This window comes from Castellaniella daejeonensis (assembly GCF_039523555.1).
Classification (GTDB): domain Bacteria; phylum Pseudomonadota; class Gammaproteobacteria; order Burkholderiales; family Burkholderiaceae_B; genus Castellaniella; species Castellaniella daejeonensis.
This window is the reverse complement of record NZ_BAAAFN010000015.1, coordinates 626,416-639,723: the sequence shown is the minus strand read 5'-3', so window position 1 is coordinate 639,723 and position 13,308 is coordinate 626,416. Positions and strand designations below refer to the sequence as shown.

At 67.6% G+C, this 13,308-nt stretch carries 13 protein-coding genes and 1 pseudogene; 7 read left to right on the top strand and 7 right to left on the bottom strand.

Features of this window, described 5'->3' with window-relative positions; translation table 11 throughout:
• Positions 1-3: 3 nt before the first annotated feature.
• Genes ABD022_RS12665 through cysS form a run of 3 tightly spaced genes read right to left on the bottom strand, consistent with a single transcriptional unit; the run spans position 4 to position 3,110 of the window.
• Entirely contained in the window at positions 4-966 is a 963-nt protein-coding gene (locus tag ABD022_RS12665; RefSeq protein WP_325124311.1) for an acetyl-CoA carboxylase carboxyltransferase subunit alpha, read from the bottom strand.
• A gap of 45 nt (positions 967-1,011) precedes the next feature.
• Entirely contained in the window at positions 1,012-1,659 is a 648-nt protein-coding gene (locus ABD022_RS12660; RefSeq protein ID WP_325124325.1) for a DNA-3-methyladenine glycosylase family protein, read from the bottom strand.
• An 8-nt stretch (positions 1,660-1,667) separates the two neighbouring features.
• Complete coding sequence (gene cysS / locus ABD022_RS12655) at positions 1,668-3,110, bottom strand: cysteine--tRNA ligase (protein WP_343821577.1); 1,443 nt, start codon at positions 3,108-3,110, stop codon at positions 1,668-1,670.
• Between the two features lie 131 nt (positions 3,111-3,241).
• Between cysS and ABD022_RS12650 the strand changes: the two genes are divergently transcribed.
• From ABD022_RS12650 to ABD022_RS12640, 3 genes are all read left to right on the top strand, one after another.
• A complete protein-coding gene (locus tag ABD022_RS12650; RefSeq protein ID WP_325124313.1) occupies positions 3,242-3,934 on the top strand; it encodes a tetratricopeptide repeat protein in 693 nt (230 codons plus the stop codon).
• Positions 3,935-4,089: 155 nt separating this feature from the next.
• Positions 4,090-4,599, top strand: coding sequence for a peptidylprolyl isomerase (locus ABD022_RS12645; protein WP_325124326.1), 510 nt, complete (start codon positions 4,090-4,092; stop codon positions 4,597-4,599).
• Positions 4,592-5,356 carry a UDP-2,3-diacylglucosamine diphosphatase gene (locus tag ABD022_RS12640; protein ID WP_343821575.1) on the top strand — a complete coding sequence of 255 codons (765 nt, stop codon included), beginning with the start codon at positions 4,592-4,594 and terminating at the stop codon, positions 5,354-5,356. Before ABD022_RS12645 ends, ABD022_RS12640 begins: the two co-directional genes overlap by 8 nt.
• 32 nt (positions 5,357-5,388) lie before the next feature.
• Here ABD022_RS12640 and ABD022_RS12635 read toward each other — a convergent pair whose 3' ends face one another.
• Positions 5,389-6,969: a TerC family protein gene (locus ABD022_RS12635; RefSeq protein ID WP_343821573.1), complete on the bottom strand. Its 1,581-nt coding sequence runs from the start codon at positions 6,967-6,969 to the stop codon at positions 5,389-5,391.
• A gap of 12 nt (positions 6,970-6,981) precedes the next feature.
• Positions 6,982-7,764, bottom strand: a complete 783-nt coding sequence (locus tag ABD022_RS12630; protein ID WP_343821571.1) for an inositol monophosphatase family protein — start codon at positions 7,762-7,764, stop codon at positions 6,982-6,984.
• Between the two features lie 38 nt (positions 7,765-7,802).
• Here ABD022_RS12630 and ABD022_RS12625 point away from each other — a divergent pair, with 38 nt between their 5' ends.
• Both ABD022_RS12625 and cysE read left to right on the top strand, forming a co-directional pair.
• Positions 7,803-8,687 carry an RNA methyltransferase gene (locus tag ABD022_RS12625; RefSeq protein WP_343821569.1) on the top strand — a complete coding sequence of 295 codons (885 nt, stop codon included), beginning with the start codon at positions 7,803-7,805 and terminating at the stop codon, positions 8,685-8,687.
• Positions 8,680-9,639 (top strand): serine O-acetyltransferase, encoded by a 960-nt coding sequence (cysE, locus tag ABD022_RS12620; RefSeq protein ID WP_325124318.1) that lies wholly within the window; start codon positions 8,680-8,682, stop codon positions 9,637-9,639. Before ABD022_RS12625 ends, cysE begins: the two co-directional genes overlap by 8 nt.
• 30 nt (positions 9,640-9,669) lie before the next feature.
• Here the strand turns inward: cysE and ABD022_RS12615 are convergent, their stop codons facing one another.
• Positions 9,670-10,518: a mechanosensitive ion channel family protein gene (locus tag ABD022_RS12615; protein ID WP_325124319.1), complete on the bottom strand. Its 849-nt coding sequence runs from the start codon at positions 10,516-10,518 to the stop codon at positions 9,670-9,672.
• Positions 10,519-10,883: 365 nt separating this feature from the next.
• Here ABD022_RS12615 and ABD022_RS14835 point away from each other — a divergent pair.
• Positions 10,884-11,228: pseudogene (locus tag ABD022_RS14835) on the top strand (HAMP domain-containing protein); the annotation flags it as partial.
• Positions 11,229-11,243: 15 nt separating this feature from the next.
• Positions 11,244-12,062 carry a methyl-accepting chemotaxis protein gene (locus tag ABD022_RS12610; RefSeq protein ID WP_425545237.1) on the top strand — a complete coding sequence of 273 codons (819 nt, stop codon included), beginning with the start codon at positions 11,244-11,246 and terminating at the stop codon, positions 12,060-12,062.
• Between the two features lie 152 nt (positions 12,063-12,214).
• On the opposite strand, the gene gnd is transcribed toward ABD022_RS12610, so the two are convergent.
• On the bottom strand, positions 12,215-13,243 hold the full coding sequence (gnd, locus tag ABD022_RS12605; RefSeq protein WP_325124321.1) for a phosphogluconate dehydrogenase (NAD(+)-dependent, decarboxylating): 1,029 nt from the start codon (positions 13,241-13,243) through the stop codon (positions 12,215-12,217).
• Between the last annotated feature and the right edge of the window lie 65 nt (positions 13,244-13,308).

The window sequence follows — 13,308 nt, the reverse complement described above, 5'->3', positions numbered from 1 at the left end:
CGGCTAGCGGGCTTCCTGGAAGCGCCCATACGCGGAGACGCGTTCCAGGCGGCGGCGCAGCAGTTCGTCCACTTCCATGCCGGACAGCTCGCGCAGGGCGTCGGCCAGGGCGCGCTGGAGCTGGCGGGCCATGGTGGCCGGATCGCGGTGGGCGCCACCCACGGGCTCGTTGACCACGCGGTCGATCAGCCCCAGTTCCTTCAGGCGCGGCGCGGTGATGGCCAGCGCCTCGGCCGCGACGGAAGCCTTGTCGGCGCTGCGCCACAGGATGGAAGCGCAGCCTTCGGGCGAGATGACGGCATAGGTGGCGTATTGCAGCATCATCACCGTGTCGCCCACGGCGATCGCCAGCGCGCCGCCCGAACCGCCTTCGCCGATGATGGTGACGATGATGGGCACCCTGAGGCCGGCCATGGCGTACAGGTTGTGGCCGATGGCTTCGGATTGGCCGCGTTCCTCGGCACCGACGCCGGGATAGGCGCCCGGGGTGTCGACGAAGGTGAACACCGGCAGGCGGAATTTCTCGGCCAGCTTCATCAGGCGCAGGGCCTTGCGGTAGCCTTCGGGCAGCGGCATGCCGAAATTGCGCAGGGCGCGTTCCTTGGTGTCGCGGCCCTTCTGATGGCCGATGACCATGCAGGGCGTGCCGTTGAAGCGCGCCAGCCCGCCCACGATGGACTGGTCGTCGGCGTACATGCGATCGCCGTGCAGTTCATGGAAATCCGTGAACAGCGCCTGGACGTAGTCCATGGTGTAGGGCCGCTGGGGGTGGCGGGCCACCAGCGCGGTCTGCCAGGGGGTGAGCTTGGCGTAGATGCTCTTGGCCAGGGACTGGCTCTTCTGCTGCAGGCGGTTGACCTCTTCGGAGATATCGACGGCGGAATCGGTCTGCACGTAGCGCAGTTCTTCGATCTTTTGGTCGAGCTCGGCCAGAGGCTGTTCGAATTCAAGAAATGTATTTCGCATGGGAGCAGGATTTCCAGGGTGGAATTTCGGGATCCGGTCAGTACTTCAGTACTCGACGGCGGCAGCATCCATGCTGCGCCACAGGTACCAGCTGGCGACCGTGCGCCAGGGCGCCCAGGCCTGGGAGACTTCACGGGCCTCGAAGCGCGATACGGGTTCGCCGCTGAAGTAATGATGGGAAATGGCCTTGAGCAGCGCGGTGTCGTCCAGCGGCAGGACGTCGGGCCGCCCAAGGAAGAAGATCAGGAACATTTCCGCCGTCCAGCGGCCCACGCCGCGGATGTCGCACAGCAGCGCCATCACGGCGGCATCGTCGCGGGATTCCCACCAGGCCGGATCCAGGCGGCCGGGCTGGGAAAAGAACTCGGCCGCATCGCGCAAGTATTGTGCCTTGCGCAGCGACAGGCCAAGCCCGCGCAGTTCGGTTTCGGACAGCCGGGCGATGCAGCCGGGCTGCATGTCGTTGCCGCAGGCCTGGACCAGCCCGGCCCAGAGCTTGCGCCCGAGGGCCAGGGAAATCTGCTGGCCGACGATGATGCGGATCAGGGTCTGGAACGGGCTGTGGCGCGCCTGGATGGATTCGTGGCCGTAGACCGGGATCAGCTTGCGCAGGATGCGGTCACGCTGCATCAGATGCTCGCAGGCCTGGGTCCAGTAGACGGGCCGCAGCGCGGCGGAAGCGTAATGCTGCATGTCCATGGCTACACCCGCCGCCAGTGGGTGGCGCCGCCGGCCACGTCGGCCAGCTCGACGCCCTGCTCGCGCAGCTGCGCGCGGATGGCATCGGCCCGCGCGAAATCGCGCGCGGCCTTGGCCTGGGTGCGCTCGGCGATCAGGGCTTCGATGGCATCGGGGGACAGCGTGTCGGCCCGCGTGCCGCCGGCCAGGAACCGCGTGGGCGATTTCAGGTAGGTGTCGGGGTCGGTCTGCAAAATGCCCAGGATGCCGCCCAGGGCGCGCATCAGGCCGCTGGCCTGGGCGCTGGCTTCGCGGTTGGCCCGCCCCGCCAGGTCGAACAGCACGGCCACGGCGCCCGCCGTGTTGAAGTCGTCGTCCATGGCGGCGCGGAAGGCCTGGGCGGCCGGATCGTCCCAATCCACGATGACATCCGCGGGCGGCACGCTGGCGAGCGCCTGGTAGAGCCGGTCCAGCGCGTTCTGGGCGTCCTGGAGATTATCGGGCGCGTAGTTCTGGGCGCTGCGGTAGTGGCTGCGCACCAGGAAGAAGCGCAGCATCTCGGCTTCGCGCGGGTTGACGGCGTAATCCGCGCGGTCGTCGGCGGCATCCAGCGCCACCGTGTCGCGGATGCGCCGGAAATTGCCCAGGGACTTGGACATCTTTTCGGCGTCCACCATCATCGGGCCGCAGTGCATCCAGGTGGTGGCCAGCGTGCCGCCAAAGGCGCCTTCGCTCTGGGCGATCTCGTTTTCGTGGTGGGGAAATTTCAGGTCCGGGCCGCCGCCATGGATGTCCAGCGGCATGCCCAGCAGCGCATGGCTCATGGCCGAGCATTCGATGTGCCAGCCCGGGCGCCCCGGGCCATAGGGGGAATCCCAGCGGGTATCGGCGGGCTCTTCGGGCTTGGCGGATTTCCACAGCACGAAATCGAGCGGATCCTGCTTGCCGGCCGAAACGGCGACGCGTTCGCCCGCGCGCAGGTCGTCGAGCGATTTGCCCGACAGCTTGCCGTAGCCCGGGAACTTGCGCACCGGAAAATTGACGTCGCCGTCCGCGCCCTGGTAGGCCAGGCCCCTGGATTCGAGCGTACGGATGATGTCGAGCATGCCGGCCACGTGTTCCGTGGCGCGCGGCTCGTCGTCGGGCGGCTGGACCCCGAGTGCGCGCTCGTCGGCGCGCATGGCGTCGATGAAGAATTCCGTGAGTTCGCGGATCGTGACGCCGCGCTCGACGGCGCGGCGGATGATCTTGTCGTCGATGTCGGTGATGTTGCGCACGTAGCGCACCCGGTAGCCCGACGCCCGCAGCCAGCGCTGCACCACGTCGAACCCGACCAGCATCCGCGCATGGCCCAGGTGGCAGAAATCGTAGACCGTCATGCCGCAGACATACATGCGCACCACCCCCGGCTCCACCGTCCGCAACGGGATTTTCTGGCGAGTCAGGGTGTCGTGGATATGGAGCATGTCGGACCGGATGAGACGAGCAGACCCGCCGCTCCGGACCATGCGGGCAGCGTGCGGGGATGTAAAATGGACTGACAAGTATACCGTCCCTTAGTCCAATCCCAGAACCCCATCCATAGGCGCCCCGAGACGTGACCCGCCCTTTTCTTCCTGTTCTGGCCCTGAGCGCCTGCCTGGCGGCGGGCCCGGCCTTCGCGGCATCCACGGGTGCCGGCACCGACACGGGCTTGCCGAGCCTGAACTACGACCCCGCGACCGGGGAGTTCACCGAAGCGCCGCCGCCCGAGCGCGGCTGGCAGGCCTTTGCCGACCTGCTGAAAAAGGCCGAACCATCGGTGAATACGGCCATTCCGCTGACGCCCGCCCAGATCGCGGAACACGTGGCGGCACTGATCGATGCGGGCCGCGCCGACGAAGCCCTGGACATCATCGCCAAGCAGCAGGCCGCGCGCGACGAGATCGCCACGCCCGGCACCGACGTCCAGTTGCGCTACCAGCAGGGCCGCGCCCTGGTGGCGCTGGGCCGCCACGACGATGCCATGGCCGTCTGGCGCCAGATGACCACCGACTACCCCGAACTGCCCGAACCCTGGAACGCGCTGGCGATCGAATACGCCCGCCGCGGACAGCTTCAATTGGCTCGCGACGCGCTGGACATGGCGCTGGTGTCGGACCCGTCCTTCGCCGCGGCCCTGGAAAACCTGGGCCACGTGCAGATGCGCCTGGCGCAGGAATCCTTTGCCCGCGCCCGGGCCGCGGGCGCCTCGCCTGCCGCGGCCGTCTCGCCCGCGGACGACAAAATCACCGCGCCTAAGGCACAATAGGCCTTTTGCCCCGGACGCTTCCCATGTCCCATTCGTCATTCCTTTCCCGCGCCCTGCCCTGGGCGCGGGCCTGCAGCCTGGGCTGCGCCCTGGTCCTGGCGGGCGGCGCCGCCGCCGCACAGGCCGATTCCAACCCCTCTACCCAAAGCACAGCCATGAGCACTCATCCGCACGTCAGAATGCACACCAACAAGGGCGATCTGCTGATCGAACTGGACGCCGAAAAAGCCCCCAAGACGGTCGAGAACTTCCTGACCTACGTGAAGGAAGGCTTCTACGACGGCACCATCTTCCACCGCGTCATCAACAACTTCATGATCCAGGGCGGCGGCTTCGAGCCCGGCATGAAGCAGAAGCAGACCCACGCCGCCGTCGAGAACGAAGCCAACAACGGCCTGAAGAACGACCGCTACACGCTCGCCATGGCGCGCACCGCCGATCCGCATTCGGCCACGGCCCAGTTCTTCATCAACGTGGCCGACAACGACTTCCTGAATTTCACCGCGCCCACGTCCAACGGCTGGGGCTACGCCGTGTTCGGCCGCGTCATCGAAGGCACCGAGGTCGTCGATGAAATCAAGAAGGTCAAGACCGGCAGCAAGGGCTTCCACCAGGACGTGCCCGTCGAAGACGTCGTCATCGAAAGCGCCACGCTGGTTGAATAAACTGGCCCTGCGGGGCGCCGTCTGGGTCGCCTCGGACATCCACCTGGGCGAGGCCGTCCCGCAGACGGCCCGCGCCTTCTACGATTTCCTGGACCGGGCCCGGCAGCAGGCCGACGCCCTGGTCCTGTGCGGCGATCTCTTCGACGCCTGGATCGGCGATGACCACGCCCTGCGCCATCCGCCCGCCTGGCTTGCCGCCGCCCTGGGCGAACTGGCCGCCACCGCCCGTGCCATCCCCCTGTGGCTGGCGCGCGGCAACCGTGATTTCCTGATGGGCCGCGCCCTGGCCGATGCGCTGGGCGCCCGGCTGCTGGACGCGCCCGCCATCCTGGACACGGACGCCGGGCCGATCCTGCTGGCCCACGGCGACGAATTCTGCACCGACGATCTGGCCTACCAGCGCTTCCGCCGCATCGTCCGCACCCCCTGGGTCCAGCATGTGTTCCTGGCCCTGCCGCTGGGCCTGCGGCGCGCGATCGCCGCCCGTGCCCGCGCCCGCAGCCGGCTGGCCCGGCGGGCCAAATCCATGGCGATCATGGATGTGAACCCGGCCGCCGTGGCCCAGGCCCTGCGCGCCGCCGGATGCAGCACGCTGATCCACGGCCATACGCACCGGCCCGCCATCCACGACCTGGAACTGGACGGACGCGCGGCGCGGCGCTTCGTGCTGCCCGACTGGGAATTCGACCAGGACGCGCCCCATCGGGGCGGATGGATCGAGATCGACGCGGCCGGCATCCGCCTGCAACGCCTGTAGGAAACGGCGGGACGGCCCCGGGCCGCGCCCCGTCAATCGGCCTGGGTTTCGGCCTCGGGGTCGAACGGATCGAGGCTGTCGATCTGGACGGCGGCAATGCGGCGGCCTTCCAGGGCGGCCACGGTAAAGCGGAAGCCGCCGTAGCCGCGCACCAGCTCGCAATGATCGCCGACATCGGGCAGGCGCCCGAATCGGCTCAGCAGATAGCCCGCGATGGTGGAATATTCCTCGTGCTCGTCCACCAGGCCGTCAGTATGCAGGATTTGTTCCAGGTGGTGCAGGTCGGCGGCGCCATCGACGCGCCAGCGGCCGTCGCCCTGGTCGATGATGTCGGGCGCCTCGTCCTCGTCGGGAAACTCGCCCGCGATGGCCTCGAAGATGTCGATCGGCGTCACCACGCCGACGATCGAGCCGAATTCGTCGGCCACCAGGACCAGCAGCCCGTGCGAACGCTTGAGCGTTTCCATGAGCTGCAGGATGGGGATGGTCTCGTGCACGATGATGGGCTCGCGCAGCCGGGTTTCCCGGATGCCGCCGTGTTCCAGGAGATCGAGCAGCAGGTCCTTGGCCCGGCCCACGCCCACGACCTCGTCCAGGGTGCCGCGGCACACCGGGAAAAAGCTGTGCGGTTCGCGGATCAGCTGGGCGCGCAGGTCTTCGGCCGGCGCGTCCAGGTTGATCCAGGACACGTCGGTGCGCGGCGTCATCACGGAATGCACGTTGCGGTCGCTGAGGGTCAGCACGCCGCTGACCATGTTGCGTTCCTCGTCGCCAAAGGGCTGCACCGGCTTGGGCGCATCCTGGTCGTCGTCATCGGGCTCGGGATAGTCCAGGGGCTTGCGGCCCAGCATCAGCAGGACGGCCTCGGCGGTGCGCTCGCGCAGCGGCCGGCGCATCTCGGCCCGGCGTACATTGCGCCGCGCCCACTGATTGAGCGTCTCGATCATCACCGAGAACACGATGGCGGCGTACAGGTAGCCCTTGGGGACGTGGAAGCTGAAGCCGTCGGCCACCAGCGAGAAGCCGATCGTGAGCAGGAAGCCCAGGCACAGGATCACCACGGTCTGGTGGGCGTTGACGAAGGCCGTCAGCGGCTTGGATGCCACCAGCATGATGGCCATGGCGATGACGACCGCCGCCATCATGATGACCAGGTGATCGACCATGCCCACCGCCGTGATCACCGAATCGACGGAGAACACCGCATCCAGGATGACGATCTGCGTGACGATCACCCAGAAACCGGCATGCAGGCGCGAACCGGAAGCGTGCTGGGTGCGGCCTTCGATGCGGTCGTGCAGTTCGAACGTGCCCTTGAACAGCAGGAAGAAGCCGCCCGTGATCAGGATCAGGTCGCGGCCCGAAAATGAAAAGCCGCCCAGTTGCACCAGCGGCTCGGTGAGCTTCACCAGCCAGGACATCAGCGTCAGCAGGAACAGGCGCATGATGAGCGCCAGGCTCAGGCCCAGGACACGGGCCCGGTCACGCTGCTTGGGCGGCAGCTTGTCGACCAGGATGGCGATGAATACCAGGTTGTCGATGCCCAGGACGATTTCCAGGACGATCAGGGTGAACAGGCCCACCCAGGCTGCCGGATCCAGCAACCATTCCATAGTCTTGTCCCGTCAGGCGTGCAGATGCGCCATCATCTGCGCAAATATCTTGGGCGGCGCGGCCAGCACATTGCCCGATTCCATCCAGCCCTGTTCGCCCTGGAAATCGGCCATCAGGCCACCGGCTTCGAGGACCAGCAGGCTGCCGGCCGCCATATCCCAGGGCTTGAGCCCGACGCCGCAGAAACCGTCCAGCCGGCCGCTGGCGACCCAGGCCAGGTCGAGGACCGTGGAACCCGTGCGCCGCGCCGCCGCGCTTTCGGCCAGCAGGGGAACGAAGGGCGAGTTCGCCGGCAGCGCCGTGGACTGGGGAATATGCGAAGCCAGCAGGGCATCGTGGTAGCGCACGCAGGTGGACACCCGCACCCGGCGGTCGTTCAGGAAGGCGCCGCTGCCCCGGCTGGCGGTGAACATTTCATTGCGCGTGGGATCGTAGATCACGGCATGCGCGGCCTGGCCGCGATGCATCAGCGCGATGGACACGGCATAGTGCGCAAAGCCGTGGATGAAGTTCGTGGTGCCGTCCAGCGGATCGACCACCCATTGGAATTCGGCGCCGACCTGGTCGCCCGCCGCCTGGTGGCGGCCCGATTCCTCGGCCAGGATGCCGTGGTCGGGATAGGCTGTGCGTAAAATGTCGATGATGGATTCCTCGGCGGCCCGATCGATTTCCGTGACGTAGTCCTTCGGCCCCTTGCGCGCCACGTTCAGGCGTTCCAGGTCGAGGCTGGCGCGGTTGATGATGGCGCCGGCACGGCGTGCCGCCTTGATGGCGGTGTTGAGCATCGGGTGCATAGGTTTCCAAAGATCACGGGTAATAGCTTCTATTTTAAATGACTCCGCCAGTTTCCTCCGATACGCCCGCCCGCGGCCCGGATATTTTTGCCCGGGTGCGCTTCGTCATGGTCAACCCGACCCATCCCGGCAATGTCGGCTCGGCGGCCCGCGCGATCAAGACCATGGGCTTTCACGACCTGCATCTGGTGGCCCCCGCCGACCCGGACATCCTGCGCCAGCCCGAGGCCATCGCGCTGGCAAGCGGGGCCGGCGACATCCTGGACCAGGCCCGCACGCACGCCACCCTGGCCGATGCGCTGGGGCCGGCGACCCTGGCCTTTGCCCTGACGGCGCGGGCCCGTGCCATGGGCCCCCCGCCCTGCGACATCCGCGAGGCCGCCGCGCAATCGGCCACCGAACTGGCCCGGCCGGACACGCGCATCGCCATCGTGCTGGGCACGGAGCGCACCGGTCTTTCCAACGAAGACATCACGCTGTGCCAGCGGGTCTGCCACATTCCCGCCAATCCGGCGTACAGTTCACTGAACGTGTCCCAGGCGCTGCAACTCGCTGCCTGGGAAATGCGCTACGCCCTGCTGCCGCTGGCCGGCGAGGCGCGCCTGCCCGACACCCATGCCCGGCACGATCCGGGCACGGACCCGGCCAGCAGCGAACGCGTCCAGGCCATGCTCGACCACTTCGAGCAGGCCCTGGTGGCCGTGAGATTCCTCGATCCGCGGCATCCGAAGAAACTGTTGCCGCGCATGCGGCAGATGTGGACCCGAAACCGGCTGAGCACCGACGAAGTGGACATGGTGCGCGGCATGTGCACCGCCATGATCCGCAGCGCGGGGCACGCCACGGCCGGCGCCGCGCGGACCGCCCCGACCGGCCTCTCCGATGAACATGAACACGCCTTGAGCCCCGACCGACATGTTTGACCAGCTACGCGAAGACATCGCCTGCATCCATGAACGCGATCCGGCCGCCCGCAGCCGCATCGAAATCCTGACCTGTTACCCCGGACTGCATGCCATCCTGGTCCACCGCCTGGCGCACGGCCTGTGGCGGCGCGGCTGGTACTGGGCGGGGCGCTTCGTATCCCACCTGGGGCGCCTGCTCACCGGCATCGAGATCCACCCCGGCGCGCGCATCGGACGGCGCGTATTCATCGATCACGGCTTCGGCGTGGTGATCGGCGAGACCGCCGAGATCGGCGACGACTGCACCATCTACCAGGGCGTCACCCTGGGCGGCACCCGTCTGTACAAGGGGGAAAAGCGCCACCCCACGCTCGAGGAAGGCGTGGTCGTGGGCGCGGGCGCCCAGATCCTGGGCGGCTTCACCGTGGGCGCCCACGCGCGGATCGGCTCCAACGCGGTGGTGATCAAGCCTGTACCCGCCGGCGCAACCGCCGTGGGCAATCCGGCGCGGGTGATCCTGCCGGAAGACCACACGGCGCCCGCACCGGCAGCCGGCGATGCCCAGGGCACGGCAGCGACCCGGGACGCCGGAGACGGGGCCGGTGCCCGGCAGCCGGATGCAACGCCTGCCACGGCGGCCAGGCGCGCCACCCCGTCGCCCTGCGAGGAAGGCGCCCCGCCCTCGCAATCCGAATGGGCGGCCCGGCCCCTGCAGGAACTGCTGCAGCGCGGCCGGCAGGAATCCGCCTCCGCGGACGGCACGGCCTCGCAGGAAGATTTCGCCCCCTACGGCGTCAGCCGCGCGGACGACGACCCGCTGGTCAAGGTGCTGCACGAACTGATCAACCACACGGCACAGCAGGATGCACGCATCCAGCGCCTGTGCTCGGCCCTTGAAGACCTGGGCCAGCGCATCGAAAACGGCCAGCACCCGCTCGACGCGGAACGGCTGAACCGGATGGTGGAATAGGAAAGGACCGGCCGGGACCCAGGCTCGAAATCAGCCGTTGGCGGCGCCGTTTTCCGGCGCAGGGGCCGGAATCGACTGGACTTCGCGCAGGGGAATGGGCGAACGCAGGCCCGCCTGGCGCAATTCCTGGGGCGCGCGGCGATGCAGGTCGAAATACACGTCCCAGTATTTCTCCGCCGGCGTCCATACGCGGATGTTCACCATGATGGTGCTTTCCCGGTATTCCATCACCATGACCTGGGGCGCCGGATCGCCCAGGATGCCGTCATGGCGATCCACCAGCGCTTTCAGGGTGGCCAGGGCGGATTCCAGGTCGTCGTCGTAGCGCACCCCCAGCATCATGTCCAGGCGGCGGGTCTTGTTGCGGCTGTAGTTGGTGATCGGGCTGCCCCAGACCAGCGTGTTGGGCAGCAGGATCTGGATGCCGTCGGCCTGCACGAACCGCGTCATGAACAGGCCGATCTCGTCCACCGTGCCCGAGCCCTGGCTGCCGATGGCGACGAATTCGCCCGCACGCACCGGCCGCAGCACCAGCAGCATGATGCCGGCCGCGAAATTCTGCAGCGTGCCCTGCAAGGCCAGGCCGATGGCCAGGGCGGAAGCGCCCAGCATGGCGACCAGGCTGGCGGTCTGCACGCCCAGGCGGGCCAGCACGGCCAGCAGCACCACGATGCGCACCGCCCAGACGGTGACGCTGCGCACCATGGGCACGATGGTCGGGTCGATCCGGGGCGAACGGTCTGCGATATGGCGCATCCAGCGGCCCAGCAGATTGGATACGGCCCAGCCGACCACCAGGATGGCCAGGGTGACGCCCAGGTGGATCACGATGCCGCTCGGGTCGGGGATGCTGGACCAGAAAGCCTGAAGCTGTTCCATGGCGGGAATCTCCGGGAATGAAACGAAGGGAAGGCGATTTTACGTCGGTCCCGGCGCCCGGCGCTCGTCTTTCCGGACCCACGCTGACTGTTTTATCCACGCGGATTGTGGACAAATCCATGGATAAGCCCACTGCATCCGCGGGTTTCCCCTGTGCCTCAAGGGTTTAGCTGCAGCGGTAGGAAATCGCCCGGCGCGGCGCCTTCCTTCATGCCGCGTGATGATGGGTATTGATTCCATGGAATGTCCACCCGCCCGGAGGATCGATATAGTGGCCTGGCGCATCGCCCCCCCAGGCCCATCGCCCGTCGCCGCAGCGAGCGCCGAAGAACACACATGAAACGCGCCGGCCAGGGCGCCGCGCGATGGAGACACACATGAAGCACTTCTTCCTGACGCTCTCGCTGCGCGTCCGCCTGGCGCTATGCGTCCTGGGACTGTTCCTGCCCACCCTGCTCGCCGTCACGTTCGTGCTTGCGCTGGCGGGGCCGCTGCCGGATGCCCTGCGCGGCGGCCTGATCGGGCTCGCCCTGGCAGCCGCCCTGCTGGCCTGGCTGGTCTACCAGGTCCTGCTGCGCATGGTCCTGAACCCCCTGCTGGACAGCGGCCAGCTGCTGCGCCGGATTGCCGCAGGAGACCTGACCGCCTCCATCGAGGTCTGGACCCGGGATGAAATCGGGCAACTGTTCCAGGGCCTGAGGGACACCCAGAACAGTCTGAGGACGATGATCGCCATGGTGCTGGAACGCACCGCCCGCATGATCCACGGCTCGCGCGAAATCGCGGCCGGCAACCAGGACCTGAACGCGCGCACGGAACAGCAGGCGGCTGCCCTGCAGCAGACCGCGGCCAGCATCGAGCAACTGGCCTGCACCACCCGCCAGAATGCGGACAATGCCCGGCAGGCCAACCAGCTGGCAGGAGAGGCATCATCCGTGGCCACGGACGGCGGGCGCACCATGGACGACCTGATTCAGACCATGGGAGGCATTTCCGACAGCGCCCAGCGGATCGGCGAGATCGTCGGCGTCATCGACGGCATCGCCTTCCAGACCAACATCCTGGCCCTGAACGCCGCCGTCGAGGCGGCCCGCGCCGGCGAGGAAGGCCGTGGCTTTGCGGTGGTGGCCTCGGAGGTGCGAGCCCTGGCGCAGCGCAGCGCCGCCGCAGCGGGGGAAATCCGGGCGCTGATCGAGCAGTCGACCCTGCGCATCGAAGACGGCGCGGCGCGCATGCGGCAGGCGGGCCGGACCATGCGGGAAATCGTCGGGTCGGTGCAGAAGGTTTCGGGCATCATGAGCGAAATCACCGCCGCCACCGTGGAGCAATCTGCCGGCATCGAGCAGATCCACCAGGCCATGGCCCAGATCGATTCGGTCACGCAACACAATGCCCGGCTCGTGCGTCAGTCCGCCAGCGCCACCAGCCTGCAGGAGCGCCTGGCCGACGAAGTGAAGGACTCCCTGACCGTGTTCCGGCTGGGGATGACGGCTTTATCCACTTCGATTGTGGACAATCCCATGGACAAGTCCTGGGGGACTTGATTTCCTGCTTTCAAATCAATGGGATGCCGCAGCAGGCGGAAAAATGACCGGCGCATGACACGCGCCGGCCGCGCAGAATTATCCACCTCATCTGTGGACAAACCCATGGACAAACCCTGGGCTTTTCCCGATTCCGATGGCGGGACAAAGGCTTACGATGGGTGGTTGGTTTCCGCTCCGGGTTCCTGGTGCCCGCCAAAGCCCTTGCGCATCGCCGACAGGACCTTATTGGCGAATTCCGCGTTGCCGCGCGACTGGAACCGCTCGAACAGCGCCGCGCCGAGCACCGGCACCGGCACACCTTCGTCGACAGCGGCATGCAGCGTCCAGCGTCCCTCGCCGGAATCGGACACCCGGCCCGTGAAACCGTCCAGCCCCGGATCGGCCTGAAACGCCTGCGCCGTCAGGTCCAGCAGCCACGACCCGATCACGCTGCCCCGTCGCCAGAGCTCGGCAATCTCAGGCAGGTCCATGTCGTACTGGTAGTGCCGCGGGTCGCGCATCGGTGCCGTCTCGGCATCGGCCGCATGATCGCGCTTGCCCACATTCGCATGACGCAGCAGGTTGAAGCCTTCGGCATAGGCCTGCATGATTCCGTATTCGATGCCGTTGTGCACCATCTTCACGAAATGTCCCGCCCCGGCCGGCCCGCAGTGCAAGTAGCCCTGTTCCGCCGTGCCGCCGGCCCGCCGGCCCGGCGTGCGCGAAGCGGCATCAAGCCCCGGCGCCAGCGCCGCAAAGACCGGGTCCAGCCGCGCAACCGCGGCGGCGTCACCACCGATCATCAGGCAATAGCCCCTGGCCTGGCCGTGCACGCCCCCGCTAGTGCCGACATCCAGGTAATGGATGCCCCGTTCCGCCAGCGCATCCGCCCGCCGGATATCGTCGTGATAGCAGGAATTGCCGCCATCGATGACGATATCGTCCGCGTCGAGCAACGGCACGATCTGGTCCAGCAAGCCATCGACCAGGCCCGCCGGCACCATCAGCCAGACGGTCCTGGGGCGCGGAAGCCGGTCGACCAGGTCGGCCAGGGAATCCGCCCCGACGGCGCCATCCGCGGCCAGCCGGGCCACGGCATCCGCCTGGGGATCGTAGGCGACGCAGCCGATGTTCCTGCCCATCAGCCGGCGCGCCATCCCGGCGCCCATGCGCCCCAAACCTACCATGCCGATCTGCATGTGAATCTCCGTATTTTGCGTTGGCGTAATGGTACAAGGTCCGGGGCGGCGCCCGGGCTCAGGAC

Coding starts and splice junctions, on each gene's coding strand:
- ABD022_RS12665 (WP_325124311.1), bottom strand. CDS start 966: ATGCGAAATACATTTCTTGAATTCGAACAGCCTCTGGCCGAGCTCGAC.
- ABD022_RS12660 (WP_325124325.1), bottom strand. CDS start 1,659: ATGCAGCATTACGCTTCCGCCGCGCTGCGGCCCGTCTACTGGACCCAG.
- cysS (WP_343821577.1), bottom strand. CDS start 3,110: ATGCTCCATATCCACGACACCCTGACTCGCCAGAAAATCCCGTTGCGG.
- ABD022_RS12645 (WP_325124326.1), top strand. CDS start 4,090: ATGAGCACTCATCCGCACGTCAGAATGCACACCAACAAGGGCGATCTG.
- ABD022_RS12635 (WP_343821573.1), bottom strand. CDS start 6,969: ATGGAATGGTTGCTGGATCCGGCAGCCTGGGTGGGCCTGTTCACCCTG.
- ABD022_RS12630 (WP_343821571.1), bottom strand. CDS start 7,764: ATGCACCCGATGCTCAACACCGCCATCAAGGCGGCACGCCGTGCCGGC.
- ABD022_RS12625 (WP_343821569.1), top strand. CDS start 7,803: ATGACTCCGCCAGTTTCCTCCGATACGCCCGCCCGCGGCCCGGATATT.
- cysE (WP_325124318.1), top strand. CDS start 8,680: ATGTTTGACCAGCTACGCGAAGACATCGCCTGCATCCATGAACGCGAT.
- ABD022_RS12615 (WP_325124319.1), bottom strand. CDS start 10,518: ATGGAACAGCTTCAGGCTTTCTGGTCCAGCATCCCCGACCCGAGCGGC.
- ABD022_RS12610 (WP_425545237.1), top strand. CDS start 11,244: ATGATCGCCATGGTGCTGGAACGCACCGCCCGCATGATCCACGGCTCG.
- gnd (WP_325124321.1), bottom strand. CDS start 13,243: ATGCAGATCGGCATGGTAGGTTTGGGGCGCATGGGCGCCGGGATGGCG.